Origin of the sequence: Aerococcus tenax (assembly GCF_003286645.3) — a bacterium.
GTDB lineage: Bacteria > Bacillota > Bacilli > Lactobacillales > Aerococcaceae > Aerococcus > Aerococcus tenax.
In genome coordinates, this window is the sequence record NZ_CP127382.2 from 1,770,072 (window position 1) to 1,789,988 (window position 19,917).

General features: G+C 47.8%; 6 protein-coding genes and 1 pseudogene. All 7 read right to left on the reverse strand.

The features are described from left to right. Window positions 1–18: 18 nt before the first annotated feature. Window positions 19–10,539 (reverse strand): annotated as a pseudogene (locus tag DBT50_RS08325) (collagen-flanked surface repeat-containing protein); the annotation flags it as partial. A gap of 16 nt (window positions 10,540–10,555) precedes the next feature. Beyond that, window positions 10,556–13,882, reverse strand: a complete 3,327-nt coding sequence (locus DBT50_RS08330; protein ID WP_181566088.1) for a G5 domain-containing protein — start codon at window positions 13,880–13,882, stop codon at window positions 10,556–10,558. 546 nt (window positions 13,883–14,428) lie between these two features. Next, window positions 14,429–15,361 (reverse strand): thioredoxin-disulfide reductase, encoded by a 933-nt coding sequence (gene trxB / locus DBT50_RS08335; RefSeq protein ID WP_111852033.1) that lies wholly within the window; start codon window positions 15,359–15,361, stop codon window positions 14,429–14,431. Window positions 15,362–15,448: 87 nt separating this feature from the next. Continuing rightward, window positions 15,449–16,324 carry a UTP--glucose-1-phosphate uridylyltransferase GalU gene (galU, locus tag DBT50_RS08340; protein ID WP_111822242.1) on the reverse strand — a complete coding sequence of 292 codons (876 nt, stop codon included), beginning with the start codon at window positions 16,322–16,324 and terminating at the stop codon, window positions 15,449–15,451. 168 nt (window positions 16,325–16,492) lie between these two features. Next, window positions 16,493–17,575: an NAD(P)H-dependent glycerol-3-phosphate dehydrogenase gene (locus DBT50_RS08345; RefSeq protein WP_111852032.1), complete on the reverse strand. Its 1,083-nt coding sequence runs from the start codon at window positions 17,573–17,575 to the stop codon at window positions 16,493–16,495. Between the two features lie 42 nt (window positions 17,576–17,617). Then, window positions 17,618–18,508, reverse strand: coding sequence for a prolipoprotein diacylglyceryl transferase (lgt, locus tag DBT50_RS08350; protein ID WP_111852031.1), 891 nt, complete (start codon window positions 18,506–18,508; stop codon window positions 17,618–17,620). Continuing rightward, window positions 18,505–19,485, reverse strand: a complete 981-nt coding sequence (hprK, locus tag DBT50_RS08355) for an HPr(Ser) kinase/phosphatase (protein WP_064293228.1) — start codon at window positions 19,483–19,485, stop codon at window positions 18,505–18,507. Before hprK ends, lgt begins: the two co-directional genes overlap by 4 nt. Between the last annotated feature and the right edge of the window lie 432 nt (window positions 19,486–19,917).

Below are 19,917 nucleotides of genomic sequence, written 5' to 3' on the forward strand. Positions count from 1 at the left end.
AGATTCATCTTTCTTGCTGATTGTAACCAATCCTGTTCCAGTGAGCAATAAGGCAGCTGCTAAGAGAACTGCTAGCGTGGAATCAGCTTCTGAGCCTGTTTTTGGCAAGCTAGCTGCTTGGCCCTTAGCTTTAGACACTTCTTGCTTGGCTTCTTGACTAGGCAATGCATTGAAATCTTGACCACTTACTGGCGCATTACCGCTAGCCTTGAGGGCCTTAGGTTGAATGAGTTTATAGGTCTTCACTGGAGTCCCTTGTTTCTTGTGAACTTTAGTTGTCACAAACTGATCAGAGTGTTCAGTAGGAATCTCTTCTTGATTTTTGTGCTCCTTGGGTTCATCTGTGTCAGTTGAACGAGGAGTTTCTGGTGTTTTTGGACTTGGCTTATCTTGTGGACTTTGAGGGGTTTTTGGAGTTTTTTCTTTGTCCTGAGATTTCGGTTCGACCCCTTGGTCAGTGCTTTTGTCTAGATGACCTGGTTGGTCTGGCTTTTCCGGATTAACTGGCTTGTCTGGGTTTCCTGGTTTTTTCGGATTTCCAGGTTGGTCAGGCTGAGCCGGTTTATCTGGAGTTCCTGGCTTATCTGGGTTTACGGGTTTGCCAGGTTTAGGTTGGTCAGGTTTGCTTGGAGTTGGACAGGTCCCACAAACATTACCCACAATTTCGATACTGTAGTCGGTATAGACCACAATGAAGTCCCCATTGTCAGTAAGCTTGACATTCTTAATGCCGCGACCATCTTTACCGTCTTTGCCGTCTTTACCATCGCGACCGTCACGGCCATCTTTGCCGCGAACAAGACCTGCGTCAATGGTCCGACCACCTTCAAGACTGATGATCAAATGTCCGGCATCATCGACCTTGGCATCTTTAATGCCGCCCTTATTTGGACGAGGAATTACTTGGGTAGTTTGGTTGTTGTTGATAATCACAAGATCGCCGTTATTATTGACGGTGATCTTCTCAACCCCTTGAGCATCCTTACCGTCTCGACCATCACGACCGTCACGGCCATCCTTACCATCTTTGCCGTCTTTGCCGTCACGAACGAAGACTTGTCGGATCACTTCTCCAGTTTTCGGATTCTTATAGATAATCTTGGTGCCTGGTTGCTTAGGATTGTCGCTTGGCTCGGTCTCAATGATTGGAGTTTGCCCATCTTCACCATTATAGATAAATTCTCGACTTAAGAGCTTGCCGTTGCGGTCGGTTAAGCTAATTTCAACCCCGATTTGTTTACCATTCTTATCGAAGACTGGCTTGATATCTGGAGTTAGGCCATCTTGACCGTCCTTGCCATCTTTTCCATCTTTACCGTCTTTGACGAAGACTTTGCTGATGGTTTGCCCCGTCTTTGGATGGGTGAAGCTGATGTAATGACCTTTTTCACCCTTATCATTGGTAGCTGGGGTGGTTTCAACCTTAGGCGACTCGCCATCCTTACCATCAGAGATGAAGGTCTCACTGATCACTGCCCCGGTTTCTGGATTCTTGACAATAATGTAGGCACCTGTTTGCCCTGCCCGGTCTTGGCCTGGCTTGGTCTCAACAATTGGAGCCTTGCCATCCTTGCCGTCTTTACCATCTTTACCGTCTCTGACAAAGCTTTCAGAAATGACAGCTCCGGTTTCTGGATGTTTGACCAGGATCTTCGTTCCGCTATGCCCTTCATTATCTTTAGCTGGTAGAGTGTCAACGATTGGGGCTTTGCCATCCTTACCGTTAGTGATGGTGACGGATTTTTGCTTGCCATTGGTTTTGGTAATTGTAACGACATGGTTGCCATTAGCGTCTGTCGTCACATCAACGTCTGGAGATTTACCGTCTTTCAACTCAGTGACTTCCGGCGTGTCATCAGTAACCGAACGATCTGTACCACGGACTTGTGGCGTTACTGTGATAATAACTCCATCGTTAGTTGCATTCCGGCGTGCTGTGATCTTAGGCGCTAAGCCATCTAGGCCATCCTTGACAATGGCTCTGGCAACGGGTTCCTTCGTGGTATCCACCTTACCCGTTTCAGGGTTGACTGGGTAGAAGTTAATCAGATTACCATAGGATGTTCTTTCCACCACTGGCAGATAGGTCTTGCCGTCCTTGCCATCCTTACCGTCTTTACCATTAGTTCCTGCAGCACCTTGGTCGCCTTTTTCACCTTTATCGCCTTTTGCGATGGTGAGAACTGTGCCATCGGATAAAGTGACTAAAGTGTTCCCTTTATCGTCTTTAGCGGTGTGGGTGACGGTAATGGACTTGCCGTCTTTACCATCTTTACCGTTGCTTCCGGCGTCACCTTTGTCACCCTTATCACCTTTTTCACCCTTTTGCCCGTTCTTCACTTCGAATGAAGTGGTGCTGCCGTCTGGGTTCTTAATAGTGATTGTGTGACCATCTGGGGTTTCAGCGGTTGAGACTTCTGGGGATTTTCCGTTCACACCGTCTTTACCGTTGGCTCCAGCTGCACCGGTGTCACCTTTATCTCCCTTGGCGCCTTTTTCGCCTGGAAGGCCTTGGTCACCTTTGTCCCCTTTTGCGATATTGAGGACTGTACCATCGGATAGAGTAACAACTGTATTGCCATCTTTATCTTTTTCGGTCTTGGTTACTGTTAGTGGAGTGGCATCTTTACCATTTTCTCCATCCTTACCGTTCTTGATGGTTGTAGTAGTGGTTGAGCCGTCTGGATTGGTAATAGTAATAGTGTGAGATCCATCGCCGTTATCTTTGGTTGAGATAAGTGGTGATTTTCCGTCTTTACCATCTTTTCCGTTGGTACCAGCGGCCCCTTGAGCACCACGTTCACCTTGTAGACCTCTTTCACCGCGGTCTCCCTTATCACCTTTTTCACCTTTGGCACCTGGTGTACCGTTCTTCACAGTGAATGAAGTGGTAGTGCCGTTTGGATTCTTGATGGTAATGGTGTGAGTGCCGTCTGCGTTCTCAGCGCTAGAGATTTCTGGGGACTTGCCGTCTGCGCCTTTTTCGCCTTGTGGCCCTTGAGCACCACGTTCACCCTGGGCGCCTTGCAAACCTCTTTCTCCTTGGTCACCTTTATCCCCTTTAGGACCTTGAGCACCTGTATCACCTTTATCCCCCTTGGCGCCTTTTTCACCTGGAAGACCTTGGTCTCCTTTATCACCTTTTGCGATATTGAGGACTGTGCCATCGGATAAGGTAACAACTGTATTGCCGTCTTTATCTTTTTCGGTCTTGGTGACAGTTAGTGGTGCAGCGTCCTTTCCGTTGGTTCCAGCGGCACCTTGAGGACCAGCTTCGCCACGGTCACCCTTATCACCTTTATCACCCTTTTGGCCATTCTTCACTTCGAATGAAGTTGTGCTGCCATCTGGATTGGTGATGGTGATGGTGTGAGAGCCGTTACCGTTATCTTTGGTTGAGATAGTTGGCGATTTGCCGTCGATACCATCTTTTCCGTTGGTACCTGCAGCGCCTTGATCCCCTTTTTCTCCTTTAGCACCATCTGGAATAAAGATGTTATTGGTGGTTTCAAAGGTATCTGGGTTCTTGATACGCAACCAGGTCCCGGGAACTTTCTTGGTATTGTCAGAGAAACCGCGTTGGGCGAATACGATTGGCGATTTACCATCTTTTCCTGGCGCTCCTGCTTGACCTTTTTCACCGTTCTTTACGACGAATGAAGTGGTGCTACCATTTGGATTCTTGATGGTGATGGTATGAGTGCCATCAGCATTTTCGGTGCTGGAGATTTCTGGGGACTTACCGTCTGCTCCTTTTTCGCCTTGTAGGCCTTGAGCACCGGCTTCACCCTTATCTCCCTTTTCACCTTTTTCACCTTTTTCACCACGTTCACCTTGGAGACCTTGATCACCTTTTAGACCTTGTGGCCCTTGAGCACCGACTTCACCTTTGGCGCCATCTTTGATTTCGCCAGTGGCAACCGCTTCTTTAGTCGTGTCTGCTTTGCCGGTTTCTGGGTTCACCGGATAGAACTTAATGGTGGTTACACCATCTTTATCTTTTGTAACAACTGGGGCATAGGATTTACCATCGTCACCCTTTAGACCATCGTGGACTTCCACGGTTTGTGGTTTGCCATCAACGATATTCCCTTTGTCATCACGGATTTGTGGGGTAATAGTTAAAGTGACACCATTGCTAGCTGCATTTCGATCAGCGCTTACTTTTGGTGCTAGACCGTCTTTGCCAGCTACCCCTTGGGCACCGGCTTTACCTTCCGCACCATCTTTGATGTCCACAACTTGTGGGGTGCCATCGACGACCTTACCTTTTTCGTCACGGCTTTGTGGAGTGATAGTGAGGGTCACACCATCATTAGCCTTATTACGAACGGCAGTGACTTTTGGTGCAAGGCCGTCTTGACCGTTTGCACCAGCCGCACCGGTATCGCCTTTGTCACCCTTAGCACCTTTTTCACCATTCTCCACAACAAATGAAGTGGTCGTGCCGTTCGGATTCTTAATGGTGATTGTGTGTCCGTCTGGAGTTTCAGTGGTTGAAATTTCTGGGGACTTACCGTCTGCACCATCCTTACCTTTTTCGCCCTGTGGTCCTTGAGCGCCGACTTCACCTTTGGCTCCATCTTTGATTTCGCCTGTAGCAACCGCTTCTTTAGTCGTGTCAGCCTTGCCGGTTTCTGGGTTCACTGGATAGAACTTGATGGTGGTTACGCCATCTTTATCTTTTGTGAGAACTGGGGCAAAGGTCTTCCCGTTGTCGCCTGCTGCGCCACGTTCACCTTGATTACCTTTTGGTCCTTGAGCACCAGTATCACCCTTATCTCCTTTGGCACCGTCTGGAATAAAGATGTTGTTGGTCGTTTCTAGGGTGTCTGGGTTCTTAATACGTAACCAGGTTCCGGGCACTTTCTTAGTATTGTCTGAAAAACCGCGTTGGGCAAATACAACTGGCGATTTGCCGTCTTTGCCTGGCGCTCCTGCTTGACCTTTTTCACCGTTCTTCACAACAAATGAAGTAGTGGTACCGTTTGGATTCTTGATAGTAATGGTGTGGCTGCCATCAGGATTTTCGGCGCTGGAGATTTCTGGGGACTTGCCGTCTGCGCCATTCTTACCATCTTTTCCATTGGCTCCTGCAGCTCCTTGGGCGCCACGCTCACCTTGGTCGCCCTTGTCACCCTTTTGACCTTGTGGGCCTTGAGCACCTGTGTCACCTTTATCTCCCTTGGCGCCTTTTTCACCTGGAAGACCTTGGTCACCCTTGTCCCCTTTTGCGATATTGAGGACTGTACCATCAGATAAAGTAACAACTGTATTGCCGTCTTTATCCTTTTCAGTCTTGGTTACTGTTAGTGGAGCAGCGTCTTTTCCATCCTTACCGTTAGTTCCTGCAACACCCTGTTCACCGTTCTTAACAGTAAATGAATTGGTGGTGCCATTCGGGTTCTTGATAGTGATGGTGTGGCTACCGTCAGGATTTTCAGCGCTGGATATTTCTGGTGACTTGCCGTCAGCGCCTTTTTCGCCTTGTGGCCCTTGAGCCCCTGCTTCACCTTTAGCGCCATCTTTAATTTCACCGGTAGCAACGGCTTCTTTAGTCGTGTCAGCTTTGCCGGTTTCTGGGTTCACTGGGTAGAACTTGATGGTGGTGGTGCCATTATTATCTTTGGTGATCACTGGAGCGTAGGATTTTCCATCGTCACCTTTTTGACCATCATTGACTTCCACGGTTTGTGGCTTACCGTCAACAATATTACCTTTTTCATCACGAATTTGTGGGGTGATGGTTAGAGTGACACCATTGTTGGCATCATTTCGCTCAGCTGTTACTTTTGGTGCTAGACCGTCTTTACCAGCAAGACCTTGGGCACCGGCTTCACCTTTAGCGCCATCTTTGATGTCGACACTTTGTGGCGTGCCGTCAACGATCTTGCCTTGGGCGTCACGACTTTGAGGCGTGATGGTGAGAGTTACCCCATCATTGGCTTGGTTACGAACAGCGGTTACTTTTGGCGCAAGGCCGTCTTTACCATTTACGCCAGCTTCACCTCTATCACCATTGTCTCCCTTTTGACCATTCTTCACTTCAAATGAAGTCGTGCTGCCGTCTGGGTTCTTGATGGTGATGGTATGGCCATCTTTGGTTTCAGCGGTTGAAACTTCTGGAGACTTACCGTCTACACCATCTTTACCTTTTTCGCCTTGTAGCCCGCGTGCTCCGGTTTCACCCTTTTCACCACGGTCACCTTTGAGACCTTGTGGACCTTGATCACCTTTGTCACCCTTGGCTCCATCTTTGATTTCGCCTGTGGCAACAGCTTCTTCACTAGTATCTGGCTTGCCAGTTTCTGGATTTACTGGGTAGAACTTGATAGTGGTTGTGCCCTTATTGTCTTTTGTGATCACTGGAGCGTAGGATTTTCCATTCTCGCCTGCTAGGCCACGTTCACCTTGGTCGCCTTTTGGACCTCGAGCACCGGCTTCACCACGCTCACCTTGTAAACCTCTTTCTCCTTGGGCTCCTTTTTCACCGTTCTTCACAACAAATGAAGTAGTCGTGCCGTTTGGATTCTTGATGGTGATGGTATGACTACCATCTGCGTTTTCGGTAGTGGAGATTTCTGGGGACTTGCCGTCTGCGCCTTTTTCGCCTTGTGGACCTTGATCACCTTTGTCACCCTTGGCTCCATCTTTGATTTCGCCTGTGGCAACGGCTTCTTTACTAGTGTCAGCTTTGCCGGTTTCTGGGTTCACTGGGTAGAACTTGATGGTGGTGGTGCCATTATTATCTTTGGTGATCACTGGAGCGTAGGATTTTCCATCGTCACCTTTTTGACCATCTTTGACTTCAACAGTTTGTGGTTTACCGTCAACGATATTGCCTTTTTCATCACGAATTTTAGGCGTGATGGTTAAAGTAAGGCCATTGTTAGCTGCATTTCGCTCAGCACTTACTTTTGGTGCTAGACCGTCTTTACCGGCAAGTCCTTGGGCTCCTGCTTTACCTTCTGCGCCGTCTTTGATGTCGACACTTTGTGGAGTGCCGTCAACGACTTTACCTTTGGCGTCACGACTTTGAGGGGTGATGGTAAGGGTTACGCCATCATTGGCTTGATTGCGAACGGCGGTTACTTTTGGCGCAAGGCCGTCTTTGCCGTTTGCACCAGCTTCACCTCTATCACCCTTATCACCTTTTTGGCCGTTCTTGACTTCAAATGAAGTCGTGCTCCCATCTGGGTTCTTGATGGTAATGGTATGGCCATCTTTAGTTTCAGCGGTTGAAACTTCTGGAGACTTACCGTTTTCACCTTTTGGCCCTTGATCACCTTTGTCACCCTTGGTGCCATCTTTGATTTCACCGCTAGCAACAGCTTCTTTAGTCGTGTCAGCTTTTCCAGTTTCTGGGTTCACTGGGTAGAACTTGATGGTAGTTGTGCCATTATTGTCTTTTGTGAGAACTGGGGCAAAGGTCTTACCGTTTAGGCCAGGTGCGCCTTGAAGACCGCGTTCACCTTGGTCACCCTTGTCACCTTTGGGACCTTGAGCGCCTGTGGCACCAGTTTCGCCAGGTTCACCTTTTTCACCGTTCTTCACAACGAATGAAGTGGTTGCACCATTTGGATTCTTGATGGTGATGGTATGACTACCATCAGTGTTTTCAGCGCTGGAGATTTCTGGCGATTTACCGTCTTCGCCTTTTGCACCTTGGGGACCTTGATCACCTTGGTCACCCTTGGCGCCATCTTTAATCTCCACTGTTTGTGGCGTTCCAGATACGATATTACCTTTTTCGTCTCGAGACCGTGGAGTGATGGTTAGGGTGACGCCATTATTATCTGGATTACGCTTAGCCGTTACTGTTGGTTCAAGGCCGTCTTTACCATCGACACCATTCTTGATCACCGTACTATTGGTTGACCCATCTGGATTGGTGATTGTTAATGTGTAGCTACCATCACCGTTATCCTTGGTTGAGATGGATGGGGACTTGCCATTTTCGCCATCTTTCCCTTTTTCACCTGGGGCGCCTTGTGCACCTGTGTCTCCTTTTGGACCTTGGGCACCGGTTGCACCTTGTAGTCCTCTTTCTCCTTGATCACCCTTGTCACCTTTTGGACCTTGAGCGCCTCTTTCCCCTTGGGGACCGCGTTCACCATCTTTGATTTCACCTGTGGCAACGGCTTCTTGGCTGGTGTCAGGCTGGCCGGTTTCTGGGTTCACTGGGAAGAACTTGATAGAGGTTACACCGTTTTTGTCTTTTTTGATAACTGGTGCGAAGGTTTTACCATCTTTACCGTTTCTGATTGTAGCTGAGTGGGTGGTCCCATCCACATCTTTAACTTTTACGGTATAGGTGTCATCTTTATTATCCACCCAGTCAATTTCAGGAGACTTGCCATCCTTACCATCTGCAATAACGGCTTGGTGGCTAGTTCCATCGGGGTTAGTAATCTTTATTGTATAAGAATTTGGTTCTTGAGGATTTTTCTTTTCATTTTTAACAATGGCTAAGCGTGGCGTTCCACCGTCTTTTCCTGGTTCGCCTGGAGCACCTTGTAGCCCTTGAGCACCTCTGTCACCTTTTTTACCTTGAGCACCAGTGTCACCTTTGGCACCGTCTGGGATGAAGGCAGTCTTGGTTTCAACGGTTTTATTGCCATTTTGGTCATATTTGGGATAGGTGAAGGTCACATAAGTACCCTTTTTGCCATCTTTTTCACCGGGTTGGGTTTGGACATCGATAGCCAGATCGGGAAGAGCTGGACCGGTTCCTTCAAGGATGACTTCATCTTGGCGTTCAATTAGGGTCTTTGAATTCTTCTTGGTGTAGTAATCGGTAAAGTTGTCTTCTGTTAAGTCCTCATCACCTAAGACATCGCGGGTTTGTTCATAAATCACGCGGTTGACACCGTCATGGCCAGTTTGTTTGACCACGCGAACACCTTTAGGCAGCAGTGGAGTCGTCTCTACAGTTGAACTATGCTTATCGGTTTCCGTACGCACTTCATAATGCTTAATCTTGCGGAAGGCTGTGTCAACCACTTCATCTTTCTTGAGATTCCTAATGAATTTTTCCGTGCCGACAAATTGCTTGCCTGCATTCACCGTGGCAAAACGATTAGGTTCTTCAAACTTCACTACATAGCTGTTGTATCCAGGTAAGTTTTCAAAATTATAATGTCCATTCAGGTCAGTTGTGGTGCTGGCTAGCAATTTCCCATCGTCAGGGTTGGAGAGGTTGACCTTAATGTTGCTTAGGGTTTGGTCGCCAGTACTTGAACCATCACCATTTCGGTCATCGTAGACTGTCCCAGAAATTTTATAAATATCAACAATTTGTGGAAAGTTGGAGACTTCACCAGCATTTAAAACGTTGAAATAGCGTTCTTTATCCGTGTAAGTCTTTTTTACAGACTCTCTATTAACACCGCTAGCAGATACAATCGGTCTACCCTTGCGGTCAACATAGGTAATTACAATCCCAGAATTGTCATAGTCATTCAATTTCTTGCCATCGACAACTTTTAAAGGCAAGTGCTCAGCAGGAATATTAACCGTCACTTTATCATCCACATTATTTATGGGAACTTCTTGTGGTTGATCTGAACCTGGATAAGTAATGACCGCTTTGGCGCCTACAGCAGCAAGTTTTTCCCGTTCTCCATTTAAGAAAGATAGATAAAATTTCTTGCTGGCTAAGGTTAAATTGCCAGTCCCTTTTTCATTAGTCAGTTGAGGTGCTTTGTCAATAAAGCCTCCATATTGACTATCGACAGGAACTTCTTGGCTGTTTGTTCCATCGCTTACGCGGACCTTGTCCCCGTCTTGCAACGCCTTAACGCTAGCTAATGGAATTTTCCAATAGCCATCAGACTCAGCAACCGTCTCCCCAATTGGAGTTTCTACGCCATCATGGATATAAACGGCCTTGATGGTTTTCCCGGCTGCGGCTTGTCCACCAAAATAATCTTGGTAACGTTGGCCGTTCTTATCGCCTTCAAGATTTTCATTGACAATTCTTAATGAATGAGCTTGTCTATCAGTGACCACAGGAGGTTGGCCATTTTCTGGGGCATCATAAGTTGTCGCCAGTGGCTCTGTTGGGACTGATGTTGCTTCTGTCGAGCTTGGAACTGGATCTGCACTTGGCGCGACTGGATTTGTCGCTTCAGCCTTTGGAGCCTCTGTAGGCACGGTGGCTGCTGGACTGGCTGGAGTACTTTCAGTTACTGGCAGAGCGGCTGGCTGATTATCACTAAGTTGCGGACTGCTTGGCTGGCTTGCTTGAGCCTTATTGTCAAGGGGTGTCGCCTTGGCCTGGCTAGCTAACTCTACTGGACTACTTTGCCCTTGGCCTGAGCTGAGTGCCGGGTCTTGGCTACTTGGAAGAGTAACTTTGCTTTCGGAGTCAGCTACTTCATTAGCAGCCGCTCGAACTACCGAAGCATCTCCCATAAAGAGCAAACCAACAGCGACTGCCACTGAAGCAACACCGATATTCAGGCGTTTAATGGAATAGCGATAGAATTTATTCGCCATTTTTTCACGATATAATTTGACATTATTCTTTCCTAACATAAATGTTTTTCCTTTCTTATCTTCTAAAGAAACGTGAGTAAGAAGGTCTGTTGTAATGCGCTCTAGCTAACCGTCTCACACGAGCTGGACGATAAGTTGCTGAGCGATAAGACCGAGGACTTGAATAAGTAAGCGCCCTTGCCGCTCCCACATTGGCACTGCGATAACCATCTGCGATAAATCCACGACGAATAATTCGATTTATCGTTTTGGCAAGAACTGTCCGTGTTACCTTCGGATTAGCTTGAGGGACTCCATTAATGTAAGTCGTTTCGGTAATGGTTTGAACTTTTCCCTCTTGACCAGCTTGAACAACCACTTCTTCTCGTGGAGCTAATTCTCGATCATCTATCCAGATAATTTTTGGTTTAATGGTTCGAACGGTTACCTCTCTTCTCACTTCAACTACTTGGGTCCCTACTTCCACGATTTCGTCACGTTTGTCGCGAAGGACGCGGCGGGTGACTTGAGGATTAGGCTGTGGACGCCCATTGACGTAAGTGGTCGTTGTGGTTTCTTCGACGCGTCCAGTAATTCCTGACTGAATCACACGGCGCTCGCCTTTTGGAAGATTAGGATTCTCACGAGTGATGGTTTGGTAAGGGATTTCCTTGACGGTTACTTGTGACTCTTGGCGAACCTCTTGGGTCCCGACTTCCACAATTTCGTCACGTTTGTCGCGAAGGACGCGGCGGGTGACTTGAGGGTTAGGCTGTGGACGTCCATTGACGTAAGTCGTTGTTGTAGTTTCTTCGACGCGTCCAGTAATTCCTGACTGAATCACACGGCGCTCGCCTTTTGGAAGATTAGGATTCTCACGAGTAATGGTTTGGTAAGGGATTTCCTTAACGGTTACTTGAGAGTCTTGGCGAACCTCTTGGGTCCCCACTTCCACAATTTCATCGCGTTTGTCGCGAAGGACACGGCTGGTGACCTCTGGGTTCGGTTGGGCTTGACCATTGATGTAAGTCGTTGTTGTGGTTTCTTCTTCTCGACCTGTCACCCCGGTTTGAATCACCCGACGTTGGCCTTTAGGAAGGTTGGGATTTTCGCGAGTAATAGTTTGATAAGGAATTTCCTTAACCTTCACTTGAGACTCTTGGCGAATCTCTTGGGTGCCCACTTCTACGATTTCATCACGTTTGTCGCGGAGGACGCGGCGGGTGACTTGAGGGTTGGGCTGTGGACGTCCATTGACGTAAGTCGTTGTTGTGGTTTCTTCGACACGACCTGTAATTCCACTTTGAATCACCCGGCGCTCACCCTTTGGAAGGTTAGGATTCTCACGAGTGATGGTTTGGTAAGGGATTTCCTTGACCGTCACTTGCAAATCTTGGCGAACCTCTTGGGTCCCTACTTCCACGATTTCGTCACGTTTGTCGCGAAGGACGCGGCGGGTGACTTGAGGGTTAGGCTGTGGACGTCCATTGACGTAAGTCGTTGTTGTGGTTTCTTCAACACGACCTGTGATCCCGCTTTGGATCACCCGGCGCTCACCTTTTGGAAGGTTGGAATTTTCACGAGTGATGGTTTGGTAAGGAATTTCCTTAACGGTTACTTGAGACTCTTGGCGAACCTCTTGGGTGCCCACTTCCACAATTTCGTCACGTTTGTCGCGAAGGACGCGGCGGGTGACTTGAGGGTTGGGCTGTGGGCGTCCATTGACGTAGGTCGTTGTTGTGGTTTCTTCAACACGACCTGTGATCCCGCTTTGGATCACCCGGCGCTCACCTTTTGAAAGGTTAGGATTTTCATGAGTGATGGTTTGGTAAGGGATTTCTTTAACAATTACTTGAGGAACTTTTTTAACTTCCCGGGTGCCGATTTCGATGATGCGATTTTGCCCTTGTTGAAGGACTCTTTCGCTCACTAAGCGGCGACTGACTTCTTTCTTGTTGATGGTTTTGATATGGATTTGGCTTTCGACAATGTTTTTCTTGCCTTCTTGGATCGTCCGTCTCAAGCCTTTGTCAAGATTGGGGTTGTACTTGTAAACAGTATCGAAACCACTTTCTCTTTCTTGGCGGACCAGGCGGGTTTCTTCGACCCGGGCTTTTTCTTGCTTAGAGTAAGTGATTCGAGCCGTACCGTCTTGACGAACAGCCACCCCAGCACCGCCACGATAGTAAGGGGCTACTTCGGAGGTAATGGCAAAGGTATATTGCTTACGGCGGTCAATTCCCAAGGCTTGGGCATTGATGGATTGCACAATACGACCGGCCCCGTCTCCATAGATTGCTTGGAATTGACCACTACGCGCACTATATTTCAAAAGAAGAGGTTCGAATTCTTCAGGACGGAATTGGTCAACGTCCCGTTCATAGCGTCCTTGCATCCGCTTATTATTGTATTCAAAGCCATGGCTAGATCCGACAATCCGACTGTTTCCTGCTTGGTCATTGCGAACGAAGGCTGTGTAGCCACGATGTTGGTTACCGGCAATACGGTTAGACATCCCTTGTTTATCCATCTGACTGGTTTCGGGGTTGTAACGAATGTCAATCTTATAACCGAATGCCTTGGCAACGCCGCGATTCTTGAGGATTCCGCCTTGATTGAGGTAGGCTTGCCCTTTGTTGGCACCTTCGATAAAGAGGAAGCCAAAACCGTCTGCGGCAGTCGTATTGTTGTGGTGGTCTAGGCGGACTTCTAAATTCAACTCGAAGTCTTTATCGAAGCTTACAGCTTCTTTTTTCACCAGGGCACCCCGTTGGCTCTGAACATTGTGAATCATCCGTGATCCTAAGGCATTGCTATTGCCGAATTGAACCGCTTGAACATTCTCTGGGCCACGGTCGGCCTTGGCTGGGTTATATTCTGTTGGGTCATACTTTGTCACATTGGGGCCAATCCGGTCAAAGTGGTTTCTGCCCAGTCCCGTTTCAGTGACGGTTCGGCTATCAGCCACTTCCTTATGGTCAATGACCCGATCTTCTACGGTGCGGGTTTGGTCAGCTTCTCGGTTCCGTTCAACGTAAGTGGGTTGCTCGTCTCCACCCACAAGTACTTCATCGCTGGCTTCCAGGTCGCTATAGTAAGCCGCCCGATTTTCTATACTGGAGACTGGTTGGCTCGCTGACTCGCCCACCTTCTCAGTCAAGGAATGACTGCTGTCTAGTGAAAGTGCCCGGCTGCCATGATCTGCCTCTTTTGAAGAATGACCTTGGCCGTTTGCAAGACCGGCGACATTTGCACTTGTTACGCCTTCATTTGAAGCCGCCTGAACCACAGAGGCCTCTCCCATAAAGAGCAAACCAACCGCAACAGCGACTGAAGCGACACCCATATTTAAACGTCTAATGGCATAGCGATAAGAGCGATTGCAACTTTTTTCACTGATCATTTTAAAATTATTCTTCCCTAGCATATGTTTTGATTACCCTCTTTATATTCTTCTTAGTTTTTAAGTGTAAAAAGCAAATAATGTATAATAAAATATAAAAATTCGCTATTAGTTAAGCAAAAAAGAAATTGAAAAACTAGCAGATTTTTAAAATTAAATCAAATCTCCTGATTATTTTTTAAACTAATAAGTATTTATCACTTGAAAAAACCCAGGAAGCTTGATATAACGGCATTCCTCTTTTGCTTATGGTATATATTTTTCAAAAGGATAATAGTCCAAAAACATTTTATTGTATTTATTATTAACTTTATTTGGTAATAATTTAATTATTTTTCGTTTTGCTGAACAAAAGCTTTTTTTACTTGATTAATATAAACGATTACTTATAATCGGACAAAACTTTCACCAGCTTAGCTAACCAGTCCTCTCCAGAAAATCTCTTCCCTGAGCGCACAAAAAAAGAGACCAGGACAAAAGTTCCAGTCTCTTAATAAAATATAAACTACATCATCAAAATTTGTTCTTCGACGCGCTTGTCGCACTCTATCCTAAAGCTTCCACGTATTGGTAGGCTTCTTGGCCTGCGCTGCCGGCGTCACCGACTGCAGTGGAGACTTGGCGTAATTTCTTCTTACGGACATCCCCACAAGCAAAGATTCCCGGCACGGCGGTAGCCATGTTTTCATCAGTTAGGATCCAGCCTTCTTCATCGGTAATCCCCAAGTCACTGAAGGGCTCACTATTAGGCAAGAGCCCTACATAGATGAAGACCCCACCGGCTGGGACTTCCGTCACTTCATGGGACTTCACATTTTCCACCACAATGCTGGTGACTTGCTTGCCGTCGCCTTTAATTTCTTTGACCACGCTATCCCAGGTAAAAGAAATCTTGTCGTTAGCAAAGGCGCGGTCTTGGAGAATTTTTTGGGCCCGTAATTGGTCACGGCGGTGAATAATGTCAACCGTGTTGGCGAATTGGGTCAGGTAGCTGCCCTCTTCCACGGCAGAATCGCCCCCACCGACTACCTTGATGTCGCGGCCCTTATAGAAGGCCCCGTCACAAACGGCACAGTAGGAAACGCCGTGGCCATTATATTCTTCTTCCCCCGGCACATCCAAGGTCCGATGTACTGATCCGGTGGCGATCACGATGGCCTTGGCCTTAAAGTCGCCATTATCGGTTTCAATCAGGTGGTAAGGCTTGCCAGGAGTCACTTTCTTCACATTGCCGAAGACATACTCAGCCCCAAATTGCATGGCACTTTCGTACATCTTGTTGGCTAGGTCAGGGCCGGAAATGCTCTTGTAACCGGGGTAGTTTTCCACCGTGGCGGTATTAATTAGTTCTCCCCCTGGGACTCCCCGTTCCAAAACAGCAACCTGTAAATTAGCCCGTGACGCATACAGGGCCGCAGTTAGGCCGGCTGGACCGGCACCAATAACGATCACATCATAAGTTTTACTTGCTTCACTCACGTTGATTCCTCCACTTTTTTCACTTTAGTCACACTTTATCCCCAGCCTCCACCAAGACGGGCGCACTGGGACTTGGAAACCGAGAGATTATTTCAAATCCTTTTCTAAGTCAAGTAGGTAGGCGCGTAAGTCGTCTTTGATTTCTGGATGGCGGAGGCCATAGGAAATACAGGTTTTCATATATTCTAACTTATTACCGACATCATAGCGTTGGCCAGTGAATTCGAGGGCAAAGACCCGTTGTGTTTTGTTCAAACGGTCAATGGCATCGGTCAATTGGATTTCGTTTCCGGCCCCAGGTTCTTGGGTTTCCAAGAGGTCAAAGATTTCTGGAGTGAGAAGATAACGACCGATAATGGCCAAGTCACTCGGCGCTTCGCTAGGATCAGGTTTTTCCACGAATTGGCGAACATTATAGATACCGTCCTTATATTGGGCTTCGGGATCGATAATGCCGTACTTGCTGGTATCTTCGTGGGGAACCCGCATAACGGCAATATTTGAGGCATGGGTATCATGATAAGCGTCGATCAATTGTTTTGTCAAAGGAACTGCATCTTCCATCAAGTCATCGCCCAGCATCACCACAAAGGGTTCATCGCCGACAAAGGCCTTGGCTTGTAAGACCGCGTCCCCTAGTCCCTTAGGATAGGATTGGCGCTTGAAGAAGAGGTTAAGGCCAATGGTTTCTTGAACAATTTCCAGTAAGTCGTCCTTACCCTTGGCGTGGAGGTTTTCTTCCAGTTCAATATTGGAGTCAAAGTGGTCCTCGATGGGGCGTTTGTTTTTCCCGGTAATAATTAGAATATCTTCAATCCCACTGGCCAGGGCCTCTTCCACGATAAATTGGATGGTGGGTTTATCAACAATTGGTAACATTTCTTTGGCCATAGCCTTGGTGGCTGGTAAGAAACGGGTTCCTAAACCAGCGGCAGGGATAATGGCTTTTCTTACTTTTGTCATAGCTACTCCTTTATTTGTGAATCAGACTTCACGGTAATTATTGTGACAGTTTGGGTCACTAGTCTCTTCTCTTAATGTAAAAGTTGTTTCGCAATTTAGCAAGCCTTAAGGGGATTCTTATCACTTTTTTATCGATTGCTAGTTCCCAGTGAGCGCTAAAAAATGCGCCTAATCCTTCAAGCGGGCTTGCTTGGCCAAGGACTGTTCTAAGGCCAGGCGGTCTAAGCCGACTTCTTGCTTGCCTTGGCGTTTCATTAGGTCCTCGACTAATTTTCTGAGGTCCTGGTGGTCATAGAGGACCTGGTAGGTAGTTTGGGTGATTGGCATTTCGATCCCTACCGACTGGGCCAATTCATAGGCCGACTTGGTGGTATGGACGCCCTCAACGATCATTCCCATGTGGTCGAGGACTTCACTGACCGACTTGCCCTGGCCAATTTGATAACCGGCCTGCCAGTTCCTAGAAAAGGGTGAGGTACAGGTAACGATTAAGTCGCCAATCCCACTCAAACCGGCAAAGGTAAAGGGATCCGCTCCCAAGGCTACCCCTAGCCGGGTAATTTCCGCCAGGCCCCGGGTCATCAAGATGGCCTTGGCATTATCACCAAAGCCTAGACCAGCTAGAGCTCCGGAACAGAGGGCAATAATATTTTTCAAGGCACCACCGAGTTCTACTCCGACCACGTCGTCATTGGTGTAGACCCGAAAATAAGCATTCATAAAGAGGGCTTGGAGAGCTTCCGCCGCCTTCAAATCTTGGCAGGCAGCGGTAATTCCGGTGATATCATGGCGGGCCACTTCTTCCGCATGACTGGGGCCCGATAAGACCACCGGCCCTTGAATGGCCAAGTCCTTAAAACTGTCTGCTAAGATCACCGAGACTCGCTCATGGGTCTCTAATTCCAGACCCTTAGCCGCATGGAAAATCAACGGCCGGTCTGCCTGTGCATCCTCGGCTTGTAAAATAGCGGCCACTTGGTCGGCTACCCCGCGGATGGCATTGGTCGGCACCACAAAGCCGATCACTTGGGCGCCTTTCACGGCCGCTTCCAAATCAGAGGTTGCGACAATGTCTTTGGGCAAAGTGACCTCTTTTAAATAGGCGGCATTGGTATGTTCTTGGTTAATTTCATCCGCCTGATTTTGCCGGTGGGTCCAGAGGGTCACCTGGTGGCCATTTTCCGCTAAGACCATGGCCAAGGCGGTCCCCCAGGAACCAGCACCGAGTAAGCTGATTGCTTGTTTTACCATTATCTTCTCCTTTAATTCACTTTCATCCAAATTGACTTGCCCTTAGGCTGATTTTTTGGCTTGGGCCCGCCGCTTGGTCAAGTAGTTATAGTCGCTGTAATAAGGCAGGTCTCCTTGCTTGGTACGGCGGTAGATCAAGAGGGCAATCCCCACAACCACCAGGACTAAGGACAGGGCTTGGGAGACCCGGATCGGTCCCAGGTAGAGAGAATCAGTCCGTAAGCCTTCAATGAAGAAACGGCCGGTCCCGTACCAAATCAAGTATAAGAGTCCGGTCTCGCCGAGTTTTAAGGTCTTATGACGGTGGCGGAGGAAGAGTAAGACCCCTACCCCCAGTAAATTCCACAGGGATTCATAGAGGAAGGTGGGGTGGTAGTATTGGCCGTTAATATTCATTTGTTCAACGATAAAATTCGGTAAGTGCAAGGTCTCCCGTAGGAAAGCTTCACTAACCGGGCCACCATGGGCTTCTTGGTTAACAAAGTTACCCCAGCGGCCAATTCCTTGAGCTAGGAGTAAATAAGGCATAATCACGTCCGCCAAGAAGCTCACCTTCATCTTGTGGCGCTTGGCATAAATAATCGCCGTCAAAGCCCCCGCAATCACTCCTCCATAAATAGCAATACCACCCTGCCAGATGGCAATAATTTCGCCCAGGTTTTCCCGGTAGTAGTCCCATTCAAAGATCACATAATAGAGCCTGGCCCCGATAAAACCGATGGGAACTGCCCACATGATCATATCCATGACCTTGTCACTATCAAAACCCTTGCGTTCAATCTCTTTAAGGATCAATTCCACCGCTAAGAACATGCCCAGGGCAATAATAATTCCGTACCAACGAATCTCAATTCCTAAGAAGGAAAAGGCCACCGGATCAATAGCTAGCAGGTTAAGGCTGGGTAAAAGTTTTCCAAGTAAAGTCGTCATCATGACTCATCGCCCGCTTCCGCCTGGTCTTTTTCGGCGTGAGTTTTGGCATCCGCTTCCTGGTTGGCTTGGATTAAATGGGTCAGTCTTTCCTCGAATTCCTTACCGGCATTGTAGCCCATATTATTGGCCCGAAGATTCATAGCCGCCACTTCCACGATATTAGAAGAATTCCGCCCAGTGCGGACAGGCACAGTAATTTGAGGGACATCTACTCCGAGTAGGGAAACCATTTCCGGTTCCGATCCTAAACGTTCATAGTCTTCATCATCGTCCCACATGACTAAGCGGACAATCAAGTGGAGTTGTTGGGCCTGTTTAACCGCCCCGGCCCCAAAGAGGGTGAGGACATTAATAATGCCCAGGCCGCGGATTTCGATCATATTTTGTAAGATGGCCGGCGCCTCGCCCACGATGGAATAGTCATCGCGTTTATGGAGTTCCACCCGGTCATCAGCCACAAGCCGGTGGCCGTTTTTAATTAATTCCAGGGCGGTTTCGGACTTACCGATCCCGCTGTCCCCTATAATCATAATTCCCAAACCATAGACATCCACAAAGACGCCATGCTTGGACACCCGGGGCGCCAGACGCTCTTGGAGGTAGGTAGTAATATTGGAATAGAGCCGGGTTGTCACTGCACTTCCCTGTAAAATTGGGATTTTATTTTCTTCTGCCGCTTGAAAGACCTCGTATTCCGGCATCAAGTCGCGGGAGAAAATAAAGACTGGCGTATCTTCCCGGGACATCCGCCGCATAATCAAGAGCCGCTCATCACTAGTCATTTTCTTCAAATAGGAGTGCTCATTCCGGCCAAACAATTGGACCCGTTCCGAGGGATAGTAGTTAAAATACCCCGATAATTCCAAACCCGGACGGGAAATGTCGCTGGTTTGAATCAAACGGTCTAAATACTCCTCTCCCTGGAGCACCTTCAGCCCAAGCTGGTCCCTGAGCTCTTTAACGGTTACTGCTTCCATAATTGTTTCCTTTCTCTTTTTAAATCTCACTTCATTTTACCATAGGCCCAAGCCATTAGTAAGGCTTGAGAGTGTGACGAGTGCACCAAAGATCGATAACACTGGAGCTAAAGAGCAAAAATTCTTGAAAAGAATTTCTTGCACTTTAGTGAAGTGGAGTTCGATCTGCACCCGGAGCACGTTTTGAGAGTGTGACAGTCACAACAAAGGACGAAATCGCTGGAGAAAACTGGGATAAGCTCAGTGAAGCTGAGCGTTACCAGTTTTTGAAGCGGACGTTCGTCCTGTGACTGGAACACGTTTGAAGAGAGTGCGACAAGCGCAAAAAGAGGGGAGAAAGCTACGCATACTATATCTGTAACTCGCTTTGCTTCGAACAGCTATAGCAATTGGAAGAAGTGCGCAGTAAATCCTCAAAGAGGATTTGCAAGG

Excerpts from the sequence above, each read along its gene's own strand:
- DBT50_RS08330 (WP_181566088.1), bottom strand. The coding sequence starts at position 13,882 with ATGATCAGTGAAAAAAGTTGCAATCGCTCTTATCGCTATGCCATTAGA.
- galU (WP_111822242.1), bottom strand. The coding sequence starts at position 16,324 with ATGACAAAAGTAAGAAAAGCCATTATCCCTGCCGCTGGTTTAGGAACC.
- DBT50_RS08345 (WP_111852032.1), bottom strand. The coding sequence starts at position 17,575 with ATGGTAAAACAAGCAATCAGCTTACTCGGTGCTGGTTCCTGGGGGACC.
- lgt (WP_111852031.1), bottom strand. The coding sequence starts at position 18,508 with ATGATGACGACTTTACTTGGAAAACTTTTACCCAGCCTTAACCTGCTA.
- hprK (WP_064293228.1), bottom strand. The coding sequence starts at position 19,485 with ATGGAAGCAGTAACCGTTAAAGAGCTCAGGGACCAGCTTGGGCTGAAG.